This is a genomic window from Methylobacterium sp. Leaf117 (assembly GCF_001422985.1).
GTDB lineage: Bacteria > Pseudomonadota > Alphaproteobacteria > Rhizobiales > Beijerinckiaceae > Methylobacterium.
In genome coordinates this window covers 18,017-32,977 of sequence record NZ_LMNL01000011.1, presented here as the reverse complement: position 1 = coordinate 32,977, position 14,961 = coordinate 18,017, and the positions used below count along the sequence as shown (strand labels likewise).

The window sequence follows — 14,961 nt, the reverse complement described above, 5'->3', positions numbered from 1 at the left end:
GTGCCGCGCGGATCGACGAAGGTGACGCCGGCGATCGGAGCGAAGCCGGGGGTCAGGACGAAGTTGTTCCGGCTACGGCCGAAGTCGACGTACTGGGCGTCAGCTTCGATACCGACGACCACGCCCGAACCCGGGGTGAACTGGTAGTTGTAGCCGATCTGACCGCCGCCCGTGAAACCCTCGTTGGAGTTGTTCGAGTAGGCGACCTGCGACGGGCCACCGGCGCCGGCGAGGCCGTTCGGGCCACGCACGAGGTTCGGGAACACGTTGTTGTAGACGTTGGTGTCGCGGCTGGAGGCGTCGAAGCCGTAACCGGCGTTGAAACCAGCGTAGAAGCCGGTCCAGGTGAACACCGGCACCGGCACGAACACCGGGGGAGCCGCGCGGCGCGCGGGGCGGCCGAAGTCGACGTACTGGGCGTCAGCTTCGATACCGACGACCACGCCCGAACCCGGGGTGAACTGGTAGTTGTAGCCGATCTGACCGCCGCCCGTGAAACCCTCGTTGGAGTTGTTCGAGTAGGCGACCTGCGACGGGCCACCGGCGCCGRCGAGGCCGTTCGGRCCACGCACGAGGTTCGGGAACACGTTGTTGTAGACGTTGGTGTCGCGGCTGGAGGCGTCGAAGCCGTAACCGGCGTTGAAACCAGCGTAGAAGCCGGTCCAGGTGAACACCGGCACCGGCACGAACACCGGGGGAGCCGCGCGGCGCGGAAGATCCGCGGCCGAAGCGACGGCAGTCAGGCCGGCGAGCACAGTGGAGGCGAGAAGCAGTCTTTTCATTGTTTTACCTGGTCCTGATTGGCGAGAGCCGGCGCGCTTGTAGTCCCTGGCCGATGCGAGGTCTGTCGCTTTCCTGCAACAAGGTCATCTCTTAGGAGCGCAGATGTCAAAGAAGGGTAAAGGTTAGTGGGCCGTCATTTTTGCCTTCTCGCGATCGTGCCATCACGCACATCCAGCTCAACACAGGAACTCGCCCCTGTGCATCAATTGCTGGATTCAAGGGGCCGAGAAAGACTTTCTTCAGATCTGAATTATCGGCACGATCCTGCCTCGCAAAGGGGATTTTTGCGTTTTAATGCCTGTTTGGGGCTTGAAGGGACCCATATTGCCGCAGATCGTCGCCGGCGACGAGGTTCGGTCATCCGGGAATTCGCTGGCGTGTATTCCGAACGAACTCGCTCGGGGAAAGAACTCGCCTGTGGGAACGTGGTCGCGGGCGGACCTTTCTTCGCGGTTGGGCGGCCTTCTGGATCGCGTCTCGACCGCGCTGTCGCTCGGTTCGCAGGGGCCGCGGCTGACGCGTTTGTGATGGCTGCGGCCCAAGCCAACGAGGGACCGAGATGAGGCGGCGGAGTTCAGATGCGCCCGAGCAGCGCCGATAGGGCGGGGGCGAGGCCGAGGGTCGCGAGCGGCGTCGGGACCTCCCCTGTGCCACCGTGGGTCTCGGGAGCCGTGCCTGCGATCAGAACGGCGCGGGTCCCGGCCTCCACCGAGCACAGCACGGGCACCGGCACGTCCGGCTGGATGCGGGCGGCCAGCCCGGCCAGGGCCGCGCCGCCCAGGATGACCGCTTCCGCCCCATCCTGCGTGGCGCAGGCGGTGCAGGCCGCCGCGAGCGCACCGAGGGCCGCCTCCGGGTCTGCCGCGATCTCACCCCCGGTGGGAGCAACGGTGCGCACGCCGGTCAGGTGGTCGCGGAGGCCGATGCCGGTGACGAACTCCGTCAGCATCGGCCCCCACAGGACCCCGCCGGTGACAATGGCGAAGCGCCGGCTTCCGGCGCTGGCGGCCAGGCAGGCCGCCTCCGCCATGCCGATCACCGGCACGGGCGAGACCTCGCGCAGGGCGGCAAGACCCGGATCGCCGAAGCAGGCGAGATAGACGGCATCGCAGCCTGCGACGTGCTCGGCGAGGGCGTCGAGGGCGGCATGGGCCGCGATGGCCGAGGCCGCGCGGCTCGCGATGTAACGGGCGCCGAATCGCCCCGTGACGGGAATGATGGTGGCCGCCGCCCCCGCGATGGTGCGCACGTGCCGCGCCACGAGGTCCGTGACCGCCGGGGTGGTGTTCGGATTGATCAGGAGGATGCGCAAGACCGGTCGGACCTTCGGTAAGGGGGATGCTGCGTCTCAGGTGGCGGTCGCGTGGGAGGTGGGACGGACCGGCGCAGGCCGGGTCTCGGGCGTCCGCCTCGACGCAAGGGGCCGGCCAAGGGGGAGCGGCCAAGGATGCGGCCAAGGGGCGAGCCCGATTCGCGCACCGCGTTGCGGATAAGCCTGTGCGGACGGGGGCTCTCGATTGACAAGGCCGTGCAAGGCCCTAAGTGTCCCCGCAACGCGTGTGCGCGGCGGGTCGTGTGTCGAAGCCGCCCTTGAGCCAGCCGTCGCCGTGTCGATGTCCTCCGCGCCGGTTGGTCCATTCCCGCGCGCAACGGTTCTCATAGAATATGTCTTTTGCCGACCTCGGATTGAGCGACAAGGTCCTCCAGGCCGTCACGGCGGCCGGTTATTCCGAGCCGACGCCGATCCAGGCCCAGGCCATCCCTCACGTGCTCGCACGCCGCGACGTTCTGGGCATCGCCCAGACCGGCACCGGCAAGACGGCGGCTTTCACGCTGCCGATGCTGACGCTGCTCGAGAACGGCCGCGCCCGGGCGCGCATGCCGCGCACGTTGATCCTGGAGCCGACCCGCGAGCTCGCCGCCCAGGTGGTGGAGAACTTCGACCGCTACGGCATCAACCACAAGCTCAACGTGGCGCTGATCATCGGCGGCGTCTCCTTCGCCGAGCAGGATGCCAAGCTGATGCGCGGCACCGACGTGCTGATCGCGACGCCGGGCCGGCTGCTCGACCATTTCGAGCGCGGGAAGCTGCTGCTCACCGGCGTCGAGCTGCTCGTCATCGACGAGGCGGACCGCATGCTCGACATGGGCTTCATCCCGGACATCGAGCGCATCGTGAAGATGGTGCCCTTCACCCGCCAGACCCTGTTCTTCTCCGCCACCATGCCGCCGGAGATCGAGCGGCTGGCCGACATGTTCCTGCACACGCCGCAGCGGATCGAGGTGGCGCGTCCCGCCTCCACCGCCTCGACCATCGTGCAGAAGCTCGTGGCGACGAGTTCCGAAGGCCACGAGAAACGCGACCTGCTGCGCCGCCTCATCCGCGGCGAGGCGGACCTGAACAACGGCATCATTTTCTGCAATCGCAAGCGCGACGTGGCACTGCTGCAGAAGTCGCTGGCCAGCCACGGTTTCAACGTGGCGGCCCTGCACGGCGACATGGACCAGCGCGCCCGCACCATCGCCCTCGACGGCTTCCGCTCCGGCGAGGTGCCGCTGCTGGTGGCGAGCGACGTGGCGGCGCGCGGCCTCGACATCCCGGCCGTGAGCCACGTCTTCAACTTCGACGTCCCGCATCACCCGGAAGACTACGTGCACCGCATCGGCCGGACCGGGCGCGCGGGTCGCGCCGGGCACGCCTTCACCCTGGTGAGCCGGGCCGACGAGCGCTCGCTCCACGCCATCGAGGCGCTGATCGGGCAGCCGATTCCCTGGGCGGAGGGCGACCTCGCTTCGGTTCCCGTATCGGTACCGTCCGAGGAGGGCGAGTCGACGCGCACCCGCTATCGCGGCAAGACCGGCACGGGCCGGCGGGTCCGCGGTGGCGAAGGCCGCAATCCGGAAGCTCGTAATCCGGAAGCTCGTAATCAGGAAGGCCGTGCGCCTGCCGAGGGCAAGGCGGAGAGCCGGCCGCCGAAGCGGGAGGGCCGTGCCGAGGCGGGCGGCCGCAGGGCCGCGCCGCGCCGCGCCGCGCCCGAGCGCGCCGCACCCGCGGCGGAGGCCGAGCGGGACGTGGTGGCCGCCGCCCCTGCGCCACAGCAGACGCCGCCACGGTCGCCCCGCCGCGAGCGGACGGCCGAGCGTTCGCGTGACGATCGACGCCCGCAGGCCCGCCGTCGCGGCGACGAGGAGGACGGCGATACCCCGATCGGTCTCGGCTCGCACGTGCCGGCGTTTCTCCTGCGTCCGGCGGTGGTCAAGCCGTCCAAATAACCCGTCGAGAGAGAATGGAGCGCGACGAGATCGGTACGCCAACCGTTCTCGGGAGCCGAAATGGCCTTTCGTCCGAGCCCTTAACGGCCTCTGCACGAACATTTCCGTAAAACGATCAAAACGCGGAGATGCGCCACCCTGTGAGACGACCGGGGGGCGGGACAGTTGGGCGGATCATGGACGGGATACACGGCGACCGCGAACGGAGCTTTGCGCTGGCCGAGCGCGCCAACGCGTTGATGCGGGATTACGGTCCCTCGGCGACGCCGCATTCCTATGCCGTCTGGTACGCCTACGTCGCCGGCACGTATCCGCACATGAACGATGCCTTGAAACGCCTCACGGGCGCGTCCGGGTGCCTGACCGGCCAGGACATCGAGAGCCTCTACGCGAGCTATCTCGATCCGGCACGCCTCTCGGCCGCCACCGAGCGGGCCAGCAGCAGCGTGCTCTCGGAAATTGCCGGCGTGATGGAGGTGTTGGACCTCTCGCTCGGGTCCTCGGCGCAATATGCGGCTTCCCTGCGGACCCTGACGCAGGATCTCGACGGCATGCCGTCGAACCAGACCAGCAGCGTGCGCGAAGTCGTCGCCGCTCTGGTGGCGACGACCCGCGAGGTGACCGCCAACAACCGCACCCTCGAGGCCCGGATGCGCGAGAGCCGGCGCGAGATCGAGGCCCTTCGCGAGACCCTGGAGGCGACGCGCCTGGAGAGCCTGACCGATCCGCTCACCGGACTGTCGAACCGGAAGCACTTCGAGGACAGCCTGGGCCAACTGGTCCGAGGCGCCTCGGCGGCCACGCCGGCCTGCCTGATCGTCATCGACGTCGATTCGTTCAAGCGCTTCAACGACGTCTACGGTCACATCACGGGCGATCAGGTCCTGCGCCTCGTGGCCCTGGTCATGCGCGAGCACGTCAAGGCCGGGGCGATCCTGGCCCGCTTCGGCGGCGAGGAATTCGCCATGCTGCTGCCGGATACCGGGCGGGCGGCGGCCTATGCCATCGCCGAGACGGTTCGCACCAGCGTGATGGCACGCGAACTGGTGAAGCGCTCGACCGGCGAGTCGCTCGGCAAGATCACGATTTCCCTCGGCTTGGCGGTGCACCAGCCGGGCGATACGGCGGTGTCGTTCCTGGAGCGTGCCGACCAGTGCATGTTCAGGGCCAAGCGCGACGGTCGAAACCGCACGGTGGACGACGCCGACGGGATTCCGGCCGACGCCGTCTTAGACCGGAACCTGCCGAACGTTGCCTGATGGTTCCGGCCTGATGGTTCCGGCCTGATGGTCCCGGAGTGACGGACCGGGCTCGACGCGCTCAGGCGCTTGCCAGCACGGCCTCGGGATTCACCGGCGTGATCGCCACGGACTCGCCGCAGCCGCAAGCCGAGGTCTGGTTCGGGTTGTTGAACACGAATTGCGACGCGAGCTTGCTGGTCTGGAAGTCCATCTGCGTACCGAGCAGGAACAGCAGCGCCTTAGGATCGACGAAGACGGTGACGCCGCGGTCCTCGACTTTGTCCTCGCCGGGCTTTTGCGCCTCGGCATATTCCATGGTGTAGGACATGCCGGCGCAGCCGCCGTTCTTCACACCGACCCGGACACCCGCGATGGGCTGGTCCGCATCCGCAATGATCGCCTTGATCCGATCGGCTGCCGCGTCAGTCAGCGACAGGACCTTGAACTTCGATGCCATGATGTCTCTCCGACAGCCGGGTTCAAGGCCCGGGCGGGTGAGGGTGGTGGAACCCGGTTAAGATAGGGATTGCGGAGGCCGGGGTCTATCCATCGTGCGCAGATGGATTGAAGCGCGCTGGCCTGATGCGCATCGGATCGATGTTGCATGATAGGGTGGCTGGACGGAGGGATCACCATGGCCGATGCCGTACGCCTCACCATGACGCCCGAAGACTTTTTCATCTGGCAGCGCGATCAGGACGAACTCTACGAACTCGTCGATGGTCACCCGGTGCCGCGGCACCGGATGATGACCGGGGCAAGTATGCAGCACGATCGCGCGACGGTGAACATCATCGTCAGTTTGGGAATGCAACTGCGCGGGAAATCTTGCCGCCCGACGACGGCCGATATCTCGATCCGGACCAGCATCCGGGGCTTGCGTCGGCCCGACGTGATGGTCGAGTGCGCCCCCCTGGTGCCGGATACCTACGAGGCACGCGAACCCAAGCTCGTCGTGGAGGTCGCGTCGCCCTCGACCACCACGATCGACCAGACTCGCAAGGTGGAGGAGTACAAGCGTCACCCGACCTTGGCTTACATCCTTCTCGTGGAGACGCTGAAGCCGCAGGCTCTGCTGTACCGGCGCGTCGGAGATGGCTGGGAGATCGAGACCTTCGAGGGCCTTGACGCTGTCATCGACATGGCCGCCATCGGCGCGACGCTGGCGATGGCGGACATCTACGATGGCGCCGTTTTCCCGCCGCGCCGGGATCTCGCCAGCGAGGGCTGACCGCGCGTCCGCTACCACATATCGAGGGCGACGCGGGCCTCGTCCGACATGCGGCTCTGGTCCCACGGCGGATCGAACACCATGGTGACGGCACAGGACTGGACGCCCGGCACGGCGGCCACGGCGGTCTCGACCCAGCCCGGCATCTCGCCGGCCACGGGACAGCCGGGGGCCGTCAGGGTCATGTCGATGGCGACCTTGCGGTCGTCGGCGATGTCCACCTTGTAGATCAGGCCGAGCTCGTAAATGTCCGCCGGGATCTCCGGATCGTAGACGCTCTTCAGGGCGACCACGATATCATCGGTGAGGCGATCGAGCTCCTCCGGCGGGATCGCCGAGTCGCTCGCGATGGTGGGGGTGTTGGCCCCCCCGGTGATGGCTGAATCGCTCATGGGTCTCTGTCCTGGTCTCGCGATGGCGGGGAGCGGCCGGGCCGCTCCAGAATCGGTCAGGCGAACATCATCTCGGCTTTGGCCAGCGCCTCGGCCAGGGCGTCCACCTCCTGGGTGGTGTTATACAGGCCGAAGGAGGCGCGACAGCTCGAGGTGGCGCCGAAGCGGGTCAGCAGCGGCATCGCGCAATGCGTCCCCGCCCGGATCGCGACACCGTAGCGATCGATCACCGTGGCGATGTCATGGGCGTGCGCCCCTTTCATCTCGAAGGCGATGACGCCACCCTTGCCCTCGGCCGTGCCGATCATCCGCAGGGAATTCATGGCGCCGAGACGCTCCTGGGCATAGGCCAGCAGCGAGGCTTCGTGCGCCGCGATGCGGTCGCGGCCGACCTGCATCATGAACTCCAGCGCGGCCCCGAGGCCGACCGCCTCGATGATGGCTGGCGTACCCGCCTCGAATCGGTGCGGCGGGTCGTTGTAGGTGATGCTGTCCTGGGAGACCGTGCGGATCATCTCGCCGCCCCCTTGATAGGGCGGAAGCCGCTCCAGCCACTCCTTCTTGCCGTAGAGGACGCCGATGCCGGTGGGGCCGTAGACCTTGTGGCCGGTGAAGACGAAGAAGTCGCAATCCAGCGCCTTCACGTCGATCGGCATGTGCACGGCGCTCTGGGCCCCGTCGAGGAGCACGGGCACGCCGTGCGCGTGGGCGATGCGCACGATCTCGGCCGCCGGGGTCACCGTGCCGAGCACGTTCGACATATGGGTGATCGCCACCATCCTGGTGCGCGGCGTGAAGAGCTTTTCGAAGTCCTCGATGAGGAAGTTGCCGGAATCGTCCACCGGCGCCCACTTGATCACCGCGCCGCGCCGTTCCCGCAGGAAGTGCCAGGGCACGATGTTGGAATGGTGCTCCATGATCGACAGGATGATCTCGTCGCCCTCCCCGATCTGGCCGAGCAGGCCCATCGACGAAGCCACGAGGTTGTAGGCCTCGGTGGCGTTGCGGGTGAAGATGATCTCGTCGGTGGACTCGGCGTTCAGGAACTGCCGGGTGGTCTCGCGCGCGCCCTCGAAGCCCTCCGTGGCGGCATTCGCCATGAAGTGCAGGCCGCGATGGACGTTGGCGTAACCCGTCTCCATGCAGGCCACCATCGCGTCGATGACCGCGCGCGGCTTCTGCGCCGAGGCCGCATTGTCGAGATAGACCAGCGGCCGGCCATAGACCTTCTCGCCGAGGATCGGGAACTGCGCCCGGATCGCCTCGACGTCGTAGGGAATATTCGGGACGGGTGCGTTCATGCGGGGACCTGTGTGGTGTCGGACGCGCGCCCCTCTCCCTGCGGGAGAGGGGCGTTGCGGGGTGCGATCAGCCCCGCGCTTTCAGCCACGCCTCAATGGTGCCGATCAGCGCTTCGCGGGCGCCGTCGTGGCTGACCGACTCGATGGCAGCCCCGAGGAAAGCCTGGACCAGCAGGCTCTCGGCCTCGGCCTTCGGCAATCCGCGCTGCATCAGGTAGAACAGCAGGTCCTCGTCGAGGGCGCCGCAGGTGGCGCCGTGGCCGCAGGCGACGTCGTCGGCGAAGATCTCCAACTCGGGCTTGTTCATCATCTGCCCTTCGTCGGACAGGATGAGACAGGCCGACATCATCTTGCCGTCGGTCTGCTGGGCCGCCTGCTGGACGATGATCTTGCCCTGGAACACGCCCGTGGCCTCGCCATCCACCACGGTCTTGAACAGCTCGCGGCTGACCCCGCCGGTGGCGGCATGGTCGGCCAGGAAGGTGGTGTCGGCGAGCTGCCGCCCGTTGAGCATGGCCGCCCCGTTCACCACCGCGCGGGCGTCGGCGCCGGCGAAGTTCAGGTAGACCTGGTGGCGCGAGAGGACGCCGCCGACGACCACATTGACGGTCTCGACGGCCGATGCGGCGCCGAGCTTGACGGACAGGGTCGACAGGGCCACGGCCTCGCGCCCTTCCGCGTTCAGGCGCGCGTGCCGGAAGGTGGCGTTGTCGGCCACCGTCACGTCGAGGGCGTCGTTGGGCTGGTAGGCGATCCCGTCCGGCCCTTCATGGCTCTCCAGAACCAGCGCCTCCGCGCCCTCCCCCAGCACTACGAGGGCGCGGGTGGCGGTCGAATAGGCCTCCGTCCCGGTGCCGACGAAGCGCAGGTGCAGCGGGGTCTCGACCTTGGCGCCGGCCTCCACCGCGATCAGCACGCCATCGGCCAGGAAGGCGGTGTTGAGCTGATAGATCGGGTTCTCCGACGCCTGACGGACCGGCGTCAACCGATCGAGGTGAGGATGGCCCTCGGTGAGTGCCCGGCTCAGGGGGGTCACGGTGATGCCGGCCGGAATGCGACCGAGATCGGATTCCGCTTCGATCAGATGGCCGTTGACGAAGGTGAGGCGCACGGCCTCGATCCCGGCAAAGCCCTTCGCATCGGCCACGGCCGCCTTCGCGACCTCGGCCGAAGGCATGTCGGCGGGGTGCGCGGCATCGCGAAACGCCGAGCGCAGGTCGGTGTACTTGAAGGCCTCGACGCGGCGGGTCGGCAGGCCGACCGCCTCAAAGTAGCGGAAGGCCTCCTCGCGGGCGATCGAGACGCCCGTGGGGTACTTCATCTTCGTGGCTTCGAAGAGCTTGGACAGCCCGGTCTCGGCCGCGGTGCGGAGCGGGGTGATGTCGGCCATGATCAGGCGGCCTCGCCCGTGCGGTACTCGGCGTAGCCGGAGGCTTCGAGGGCCTTGGCGAGGTCCTTGTCGCCCGACTTCACGATCTGGCCCTGCGACATCACGTGGACGACGTCCGGCACGATGTAGTCGAGCAGGCGCTGGTAGTGGGTGATGACGAGGAACGAGCGCCCTTGCGCGCGCAGCGCGTTCACCCCGCCGGAGACGATGCGCAGGGCATCGATATCGAGGCCGGAATCGGTCTCGTCGAGGACGCAGAACTTCGGCTCCAGGAGCGCCATCTGCAGGATCTCCATGCGCTTCTTCTCGCCGCCGGAGAACCCGACGTTGAGGGCGCGCTTGAGCATCTCCTTGTTGATCTCGAGCTTCTCGGCCGCCCCGTTCACCTTCCGGATGAAGTCGGGGGTGGAGAGCTCGCCCTCGCCGCGGGCCCGACGCTGGGCGTTCAGCGTGGCCTTGAGGAAGGTCATGGTGCCGACACCCGGGATCTCGAGCGGGTACTGGAAGGCCAGGAACACGCCCGAGGCGGCGCGCTCGTCGGGGCTCATCTCGAGGATGTTCTCGCCGTCGAGCAGGATCTCGCCGTCGAGCACTTCATAATCTTCCTTGCCGGCGATGACGTAGGACAGGGTCGACTTGCCCGAGCCGTTCGGGCCCATGATGGCGGCAACCTCGCCGTCGTTCACGGTGAGGTTGAGGCCGTTGAGGATCTGCTTGTCCTCGATGGCGACGGTCAGGTTCTTGATTTCGATCATTTTAGTCTAAGTCCTTCAAACCATTCATTGTGCATCGCTTCGAGGAACGCGGCGTTCCCGGCCGGAAAGCCCGAACAATCGCCGATCACCGCATCGATGTTACACCGGGGACACAAGGCGGTTTCCTCGCGAGGAAGCCAGTCCCTGATCTCGGCCGGTGGGAATATGCTGAGGCAAAAGAAGCATCCGCATATAGAACTACTTCTGACCTCTTTGGCATGCTGAGAACTGTGAATATGCGCAGCTCTCAGCATGCTCTTTTCGTATGTCACGACGAAACGCTTAGCCCACCGAGCCTTCGAGGCTGATCGAGATCAGCTTCTGGGCCTCGACGGCGAACTCCATCGGGAGCTGCTGCAGCACGTCGCGGACGAAGCCGTTGACGATGAGCGCGGTCGCTTCCTCATTGGAGAGGCCGCGCTGCTGGCAGTAGAACATCTGGTCTTCCGAGATCTTCGAAGTGGTGGCCTCGTGCTCGAACTGGGCCGACGCGTTCTTGGACTCGATGTACGGCACGGTGTGCGCGCCGCACTGATCGCCGATGAGGAGCGAATCGCAATTGGTGAAGTTGCGCGCGCCCGTCGCCTTCCGGTGCGCCGAGACCAGGCCCCGGTAGGTGTTCTGCGAACGCCCGGCCGAGATGCCCTTCGAGATGATCCGGCTGGTGGTGTTCTTACCGAGATGGATCATCTTGGTGCCGGAATCGACCTGCTGCATGCCGTTCGACACCGCGATCGAGTAGAACTCGCCGCGGGAATTGTCGCCGCGCAGGATGCAGGACGGGTACTTCCAGGTGATCGCCGAGCCGGTCTCGACCTGCGTCCACGAGATCTTCGAGTTGGCGCCGCGGCAATCGCCGCGCTTGGTGACGAAGTTGTAGATGCCGCCCTTGCCCTCGTTGTCGCCCGGGTACCAGTTCTGGACGGTCGAATACTTGATCTCGGCGTCATCGAGGGCGACCAGCTCGACCACGGCGGCGTGGAGCTGGTTGTCGTCACGCTTCGGAGCGGTGCAGCCCTCGAGATACGAGACGTAGGAGCCCTTGTCGGCAATGATCAGCGTGCGCTCGAACTGGCCGGTGTCGCGCTCGTTGATGCGGAAGTAGGTCGACAGCTCCATCGGGCAGCGCACGCCCGGCGGGATGTAGACGAACGATCCGTCGGAGAAGACCGCCGAGTTCAGGGTCGCGAAGAAGTTGTCGGTCACGGGCACGACCGAGCCGAGATACTTCTTGACGAGGTCCGGATACTCGCGGATCGCCTCGGAGATCGGCATGAAGATCACGCCGGCCTTGGACAGCTCGGCCTTGAAGGTGGTGGCCACCGACACCGAGTCGAACACCGCGTCGACCGCCACCCGGCGCTCGGGGGCGATCCCCTCCAGCACCTCGACTTCGCGAAGGGGAATGCCCAGCTTCTCGTAGGTCTTCAGGATCTCGGGGTCGATCTCGTCGAGGGACATCGCCGCCGGGCGCTTCGGCGCCGCGTAGTAGTAGATGTCCTTGTAATCGACCTTGTCATAGGAGACCCGGGCCCAATCGGGCTCCTGCATGGTCTGCCAGCGCTTATAGGCGTCGAGGCGCCAGGCCAGCATCCACTCGGGCTCGTCCTTCTTGGCCGAGATGAAGCGGATGACATCCTCGGAGATGCCCTTTGCGGACTTCTCCATCTCGATGGTCGTCTCGAATCCGTACTTGTACTGATCGAGATCGATCGAGCGGACGCGATCGATGGTTTCCTGCACTGCAGGCATTAGGCGTCTCCTGACATGCCCGGCGTCAAGGACCGGGTGTTGGTGAGATGGCTTGGGAGAGCGGCGCTCATGCCGCGCGCCCCTGCCGACGATATAGGGTCGCCACCAGCCTTTCGCAGGCGGCGCGACACTGCGCGGCGTCGCTTTCGGTGCTGTTCCACCCGAGGCTCACGCGCAGCGCCCCTGCGGCCAGCGCAGGGGCGACGCCCATGGCCGCGAGGACCGGCGAGCGGGCGACCTTGCCGGAGGCGCAGGCCGAGCCCGACGAGAGGGCCACGCCGGCGAGATCCAGGGCCATCAGCGCCGTCGCGGCGTCGAGGTCCGGAACCGCGAAACACAGGGTGTTGGGCAGGCGCGGGGCACCGGCGCCGAACACGACGCACCCGGGCGCGCTCGCGCACAGAGCGTCCGCGATGCCGTCGCGCAGGATGCCAAGACGGTCCGACAGCGCCGGGTCGGCCAGGTCGGCCGCCACGCCGAGCCCGACGAGGCCCGGAACGTTCTCGGTGCCGCCGCGAAGGCGCGCCTCCTGGCCGCCGCCGCGCAGGAACGCGGCGTTCAGGGTCACGCCCTCGGCGAGCACCAGGGCACCGGTCCCCTTCGGACCACCGAACTTGTGCCCCGACAGGGTCAGGGCGTCGAGGCCGAGCGCACCCATGTCGAGGGGGATCTTGCCGACCGCCTGCACCGCATCCGAATGCACCAGGGCGCGACCATGGGCGCGGGCCAGGGCGACGATCGCCTGGAGCGGCTGAATCACGCCGGTCTCGTTGTTGGCGGCATGGACCGAGATCAGGAGATCGGTCTCGGCATGCCGGTCGAGCAGACCCTTCAGGGCCGGGAGGTCGATCACCCCGGATGCATCGACCGGGATCACCGCGACCGCGTCGGCCGGGAATCGGTGCCCGGCCGCGACGCAGGGGTGCTCGGTGGCGCCGACGAGTAGGCGCGTCGGAGCCGCCTGGCCGGTGCGCGCCAGGGCGCCGGACAGGACCGCGTTGGCGGCTTCCGTCCCGCCGCTGGTGAACACCACCCGCCCCCTGGCCGCCCCGATTCGCCGAGCGACCGCGGCCCGTGCCGCCTCCAGGGCGGCGCGGGCGGCGCGGCCCTCGGCGTGGATCGAGGACGGATTGCCCGGAAGGGTAAGCGCCCGCGCCACGGCAGCCGCGACCTCCGGTCGAACCGGTGAGGTCGCGTTGTGGTCGAGATAGGCGCGGCGTGCAGTCATGCGGACGAAAAACCACTGGTGGCGTCAAGTGCGAACGCGACAAATCCTTGCTTTTGCCCCCCACGATCATGCTAAGGCGCGGGCACGATACGTGTTCCGGTCGCCCAACGTGCGGGGAACGCGCCGATCCGAAGCTGGCTCGAACGGCGCTTGTTTAGAACAATTCTAGTCAGCTAGAATTATTCTAAGAGCGCTTTTAGGTTCGTGGCCGGACGAGTCAAGGCACGCTTCACGGCTTTGCCCCGGCGTTCGGATCCGCGCGTCGTCCCGTCGAGCCGGCGATCCCCCGCGCGATGCCCGATCGCGGTATCCGCCCAGGAGTGTTGGTTGCCATGCCCGAAGTCATCTTCACCGGTCCCGCCGGTCGTCTCGAGGGCCGCTATCAGGCGCCCAAGAAGAAGGGCGCGCCGATCGCGATCGTGCTGCATCCGCACCCCCAGTTCGGCGGCACGATGAACAACCAGATCGTGTACAATCTGTTCTACACCTTCGCCAATCGCGGCTTTGCGGCCCTGCGCTTCAACTTCCGCGGCGTCGGCCGCAGCCAGGGCGCGTTCGATCACGGCACCGGCGAACTCTCGGATGCGGCGTCCGCCCTCGATTGGGTGCAGTCGGTCAATCCCGAGGCCCGCGCCTGCTGGATCGCCGGCGTCTCGTTCGGGTCGTGGATCGGCATGCAATTGCTGATGCGCCGGCCCGAGATCGAGGGTTTCATCTCGATCGCCGCCATGGCCAACCGCTACGACTTCACCTTCCTGGCCCCCTGCCCGTCCTCGGGCCTGTTCGTGCACGGCTCCGAGGACCGGGTCGCCCCGGCCCGCGAGGTCATGCCGGTGATCGAGAAGGTGAAGACCCAGAAGGGCGTCATCATCGAGCACCAGATGGTCGAGGGCGCCAACCACTTCTTCGACGGCAAGGTCGACGAACTGACCCAGACCGTCGACACCTACCTCGACAAGCGTCTCGGCCCGAAGCCAGAGGCCGCCTAAGGCCAACGCCGAGGCGCGGCGATCGGGAAGCGAATACCGGCGGAGCCCTCGGCTTCGCCGGTTTTTATGCGGGGGCGGCCGGCTTCCCCCAACGCGAGACGTGCAGGATGTCGGTCGAGCCTACGCTTTGATGAAGGCGGTGAAATCCGACCCTTGCTCGACGCGGAAGGCCCGCAGATCCCGGACCGAGCGCGAGAACCACGTGAGCCCCTTCAGGGCCGCGATGGCAGAGAACAGCCTCGCCAGATCCTCGTCCTTGCTGGTGTAGGGGCTTCCCTGCACCCAATCGAAGCCGTGGCCCGAGAGCGTCGTGCGGATGTCGCTGTAGGCCTTCGATATGCCCTTGGGATGTGGGCTTGCGCCTCCGCGACCACGAGGTCGAACGCGATGGCGAACATCAGCGCTCCCGGGGATCGTCCAGGATGTCCGCGAGCCGGTAATCGACCTCCTCGCAGGTCTCCAGCACGCGAATCCGCATCATTCGATCGCCGCCCGCGAGTGCGTCACCCACGCTGACGATCTCGTAGACGGGGCCGACCTGCCCGAAGCGCCGCCAAGTCCCGATGAGGGCCTGGACGTTCGGGAATGAGGCGGGCGCCATGTCGTTCATGCGGGTATCCTACAGT

The 14,961-nt window shown here is 67.1% G+C and carries 15 protein-coding genes; 4 read left to right on the top strand and 11 right to left on the bottom strand.

Annotated features, from left to right (window positions below; all coding sequences use genetic code 11):
- Window positions 1–782: hypothetical protein (locus ASF57_RS26360; RefSeq protein WP_200935830.1), on the bottom strand; the 782-nt coding region annotated here is incomplete at its 3' end.
- Between the two features lie 575 nt (window positions 783–1,357).
- A complete protein-coding gene (locus ASF57_RS06990) occupies window positions 1,358–2,095 on the bottom strand; it encodes an aspartate/glutamate racemase family protein (RefSeq protein WP_056186956.1) in 738 nt (245 codons plus the stop codon).
- A 353-nt stretch (window positions 2,096–2,448) separates the two neighbouring features.
- Between ASF57_RS06990 and ASF57_RS06985 the strand changes: the two genes are divergently transcribed.
- Together ASF57_RS06985 and ASF57_RS06980 are read left to right on the top strand one after the other, a co-directional pair.
- Window positions 2,449–4,056, top strand: coding sequence for a DEAD/DEAH box helicase (locus ASF57_RS06985; protein WP_056481390.1), 1,608 nt, complete (start codon window positions 2,449–2,451; stop codon window positions 4,054–4,056).
- Between the two features lie 176 nt (window positions 4,057–4,232).
- Window positions 4,233–5,315 (top strand): GGDEF domain-containing protein, encoded by a 1,083-nt coding sequence (locus ASF57_RS06980; protein WP_056481387.1) that lies wholly within the window; start codon window positions 4,233–4,235, stop codon window positions 5,313–5,315.
- 61 nt (window positions 5,316–5,376) lie between these two features.
- On the opposite strand, the gene ASF57_RS06975 is transcribed toward ASF57_RS06980, so the two are convergent.
- The gene (locus tag ASF57_RS06975; protein ID WP_056481384.1) at window positions 5,377–5,754 is read right to left on the bottom strand and encodes an iron-sulfur cluster assembly accessory protein; all 378 of its coding nucleotides are present in this window, start codon (window positions 5,752–5,754) and stop codon (window positions 5,377–5,379) included.
- Window positions 5,755–5,931: 177 nt separating this feature from the next.
- On the opposite strand from ASF57_RS06975, the gene ASF57_RS06970 reads away from it, so the two are divergent.
- Window positions 5,932–6,528 (top strand): Uma2 family endonuclease, encoded by a 597-nt coding sequence (locus tag ASF57_RS06970; protein ID WP_056481382.1) that lies wholly within the window; start codon window positions 5,932–5,934, stop codon window positions 6,526–6,528.
- 11 nt (window positions 6,529–6,539) lie between these two features.
- On the opposite strand, the gene ASF57_RS06965 is transcribed toward ASF57_RS06970, so the two are convergent.
- From ASF57_RS06965 to ASF57_RS06940, 6 genes are all read right to left on the bottom strand, one after another.
- Entirely contained in the window at window positions 6,540–6,920 is a 381-nt protein-coding gene (locus ASF57_RS06965) for an SUF system Fe-S cluster assembly protein (RefSeq protein ID WP_055954150.1), read from the bottom strand.
- 56 nt (window positions 6,921–6,976) lie between these two features.
- Window positions 6,977–8,221, bottom strand: coding sequence for a cysteine desulfurase (locus ASF57_RS06960; protein ID WP_056481379.1), 1,245 nt, complete (start codon window positions 8,219–8,221; stop codon window positions 6,977–6,979).
- A gap of 67 nt (window positions 8,222–8,288) precedes the next feature.
- Entirely contained in the window at window positions 8,289–9,611 is a 1,323-nt protein-coding gene (sufD, locus tag ASF57_RS06955) for a Fe-S cluster assembly protein SufD (RefSeq protein ID WP_056481376.1), read from the bottom strand.
- Window positions 9,612–9,613: 2 nt separating this feature from the next.
- The gene (sufC, locus tag ASF57_RS06950) at window positions 9,614–10,366 is read right to left on the bottom strand and encodes a Fe-S cluster assembly ATPase SufC (RefSeq protein ID WP_056186935.1); all 753 of its coding nucleotides are present in this window, start codon (window positions 10,364–10,366) and stop codon (window positions 9,614–9,616) included.
- 282 nt (window positions 10,367–10,648) lie between these two features.
- Window positions 10,649–12,118, bottom strand: coding sequence for a Fe-S cluster assembly protein SufB (sufB, locus tag ASF57_RS06945; protein ID WP_056186931.1), 1,470 nt, complete (start codon window positions 12,116–12,118; stop codon window positions 10,649–10,651).
- A 67-nt stretch (window positions 12,119–12,185) separates the two neighbouring features.
- Complete coding sequence (locus ASF57_RS06940) at window positions 12,186–13,346, bottom strand: cysteine desulfurase family protein (RefSeq protein ID WP_056481373.1); 1,161 nt, start codon at window positions 13,344–13,346, stop codon at window positions 12,186–12,188.
- A 332-nt stretch (window positions 13,347–13,678) separates the two neighbouring features.
- Here ASF57_RS06940 and ASF57_RS06935 point away from each other — a divergent pair, with 332 nt between their 5' ends.
- Entirely contained in the window at window positions 13,679–14,335 is a 657-nt protein-coding gene (locus ASF57_RS06935) for an alpha/beta hydrolase (protein WP_056186925.1), read from the top strand.
- Between the two features lie 120 nt (window positions 14,336–14,455).
- On the opposite strand, the gene ASF57_RS27215 is transcribed toward ASF57_RS06935, so the two are convergent.
- Both ASF57_RS27215 and ASF57_RS06925 read right to left on the bottom strand, forming a co-directional pair.
- Window positions 14,456–14,617, bottom strand: a complete 162-nt coding sequence (locus ASF57_RS27215; protein ID WP_280138739.1) for a hypothetical protein — start codon at window positions 14,615–14,617, stop codon at window positions 14,456–14,458.
- 115 nt (window positions 14,618–14,732) lie between these two features.
- Window positions 14,733–14,945, bottom strand: coding sequence for a DUF5397 family protein (locus ASF57_RS06925; RefSeq protein ID WP_056186918.1), 213 nt, complete (start codon window positions 14,943–14,945; stop codon window positions 14,733–14,735).
- Window positions 14,946–14,961 lie beyond the last annotated feature (16 nt).

Bases quoted from the DNA above. Each gene is read 5' to 3' on its own strand.
- ASF57_RS06965 (WP_055954150.1), bottom strand. From the start codon at position 6,920: ATGAGCGATTCAGCCATCACCGGGGGGGCCAACACCCCCACCATCGCG.
- ASF57_RS06935 (WP_056186925.1), top strand. From the start codon at position 13,679: ATGCCCGAAGTCATCTTCACCGGTCCCGCCGGTCGTCTCGAGGGCCGC.
- ASF57_RS06925 (WP_056186918.1), bottom strand. From the start codon at position 14,945: ATGAACGACATGGCGCCCGCCTCATTCCCGAACGTCCAGGCCCTCATC.
- ASF57_RS06940 (WP_056481373.1), bottom strand. From the start codon at position 13,346: ATGACTGCACGCCGCGCCTATCTCGACCACAACGCGACCTCACCGGTT.
- ASF57_RS06985 (WP_056481390.1), top strand. From the start codon at position 2,449: ATGTCTTTTGCCGACCTCGGATTGAGCGACAAGGTCCTCCAGGCCGTC.
- ASF57_RS06980 (WP_056481387.1), top strand. From the start codon at position 4,233: ATGGACGGGATACACGGCGACCGCGAACGGAGCTTTGCGCTGGCCGAG.
- ASF57_RS06970 (WP_056481382.1), top strand. From the start codon at position 5,932: ATGGCCGATGCCGTACGCCTCACCATGACGCCCGAAGACTTTTTCATC.
- sufB (WP_056186931.1), bottom strand. From the start codon at position 12,118: ATGCCTGCAGTGCAGGAAACCATCGATCGCGTCCGCTCGATCGATCTC.
- sufC (WP_056186935.1), bottom strand. From the start codon at position 10,366: ATGATCGAAATCAAGAACCTGACCGTCGCCATCGAGGACAAGCAGATC.
- ASF57_RS06960 (WP_056481379.1), bottom strand. From the start codon at position 8,221: ATGAACGCACCCGTCCCGAATATTCCCTACGACGTCGAGGCGATCCGG.
- sufD (WP_056481376.1), bottom strand. From the start codon at position 9,611: ATGGCCGACATCACCCCGCTCCGCACCGCGGCCGAGACCGGGCTGTCC.
- ASF57_RS06975 (WP_056481384.1), bottom strand. From the start codon at position 5,754: ATGGCATCGAAGTTCAAGGTCCTGTCGCTGACTGACGCGGCAGCCGAT.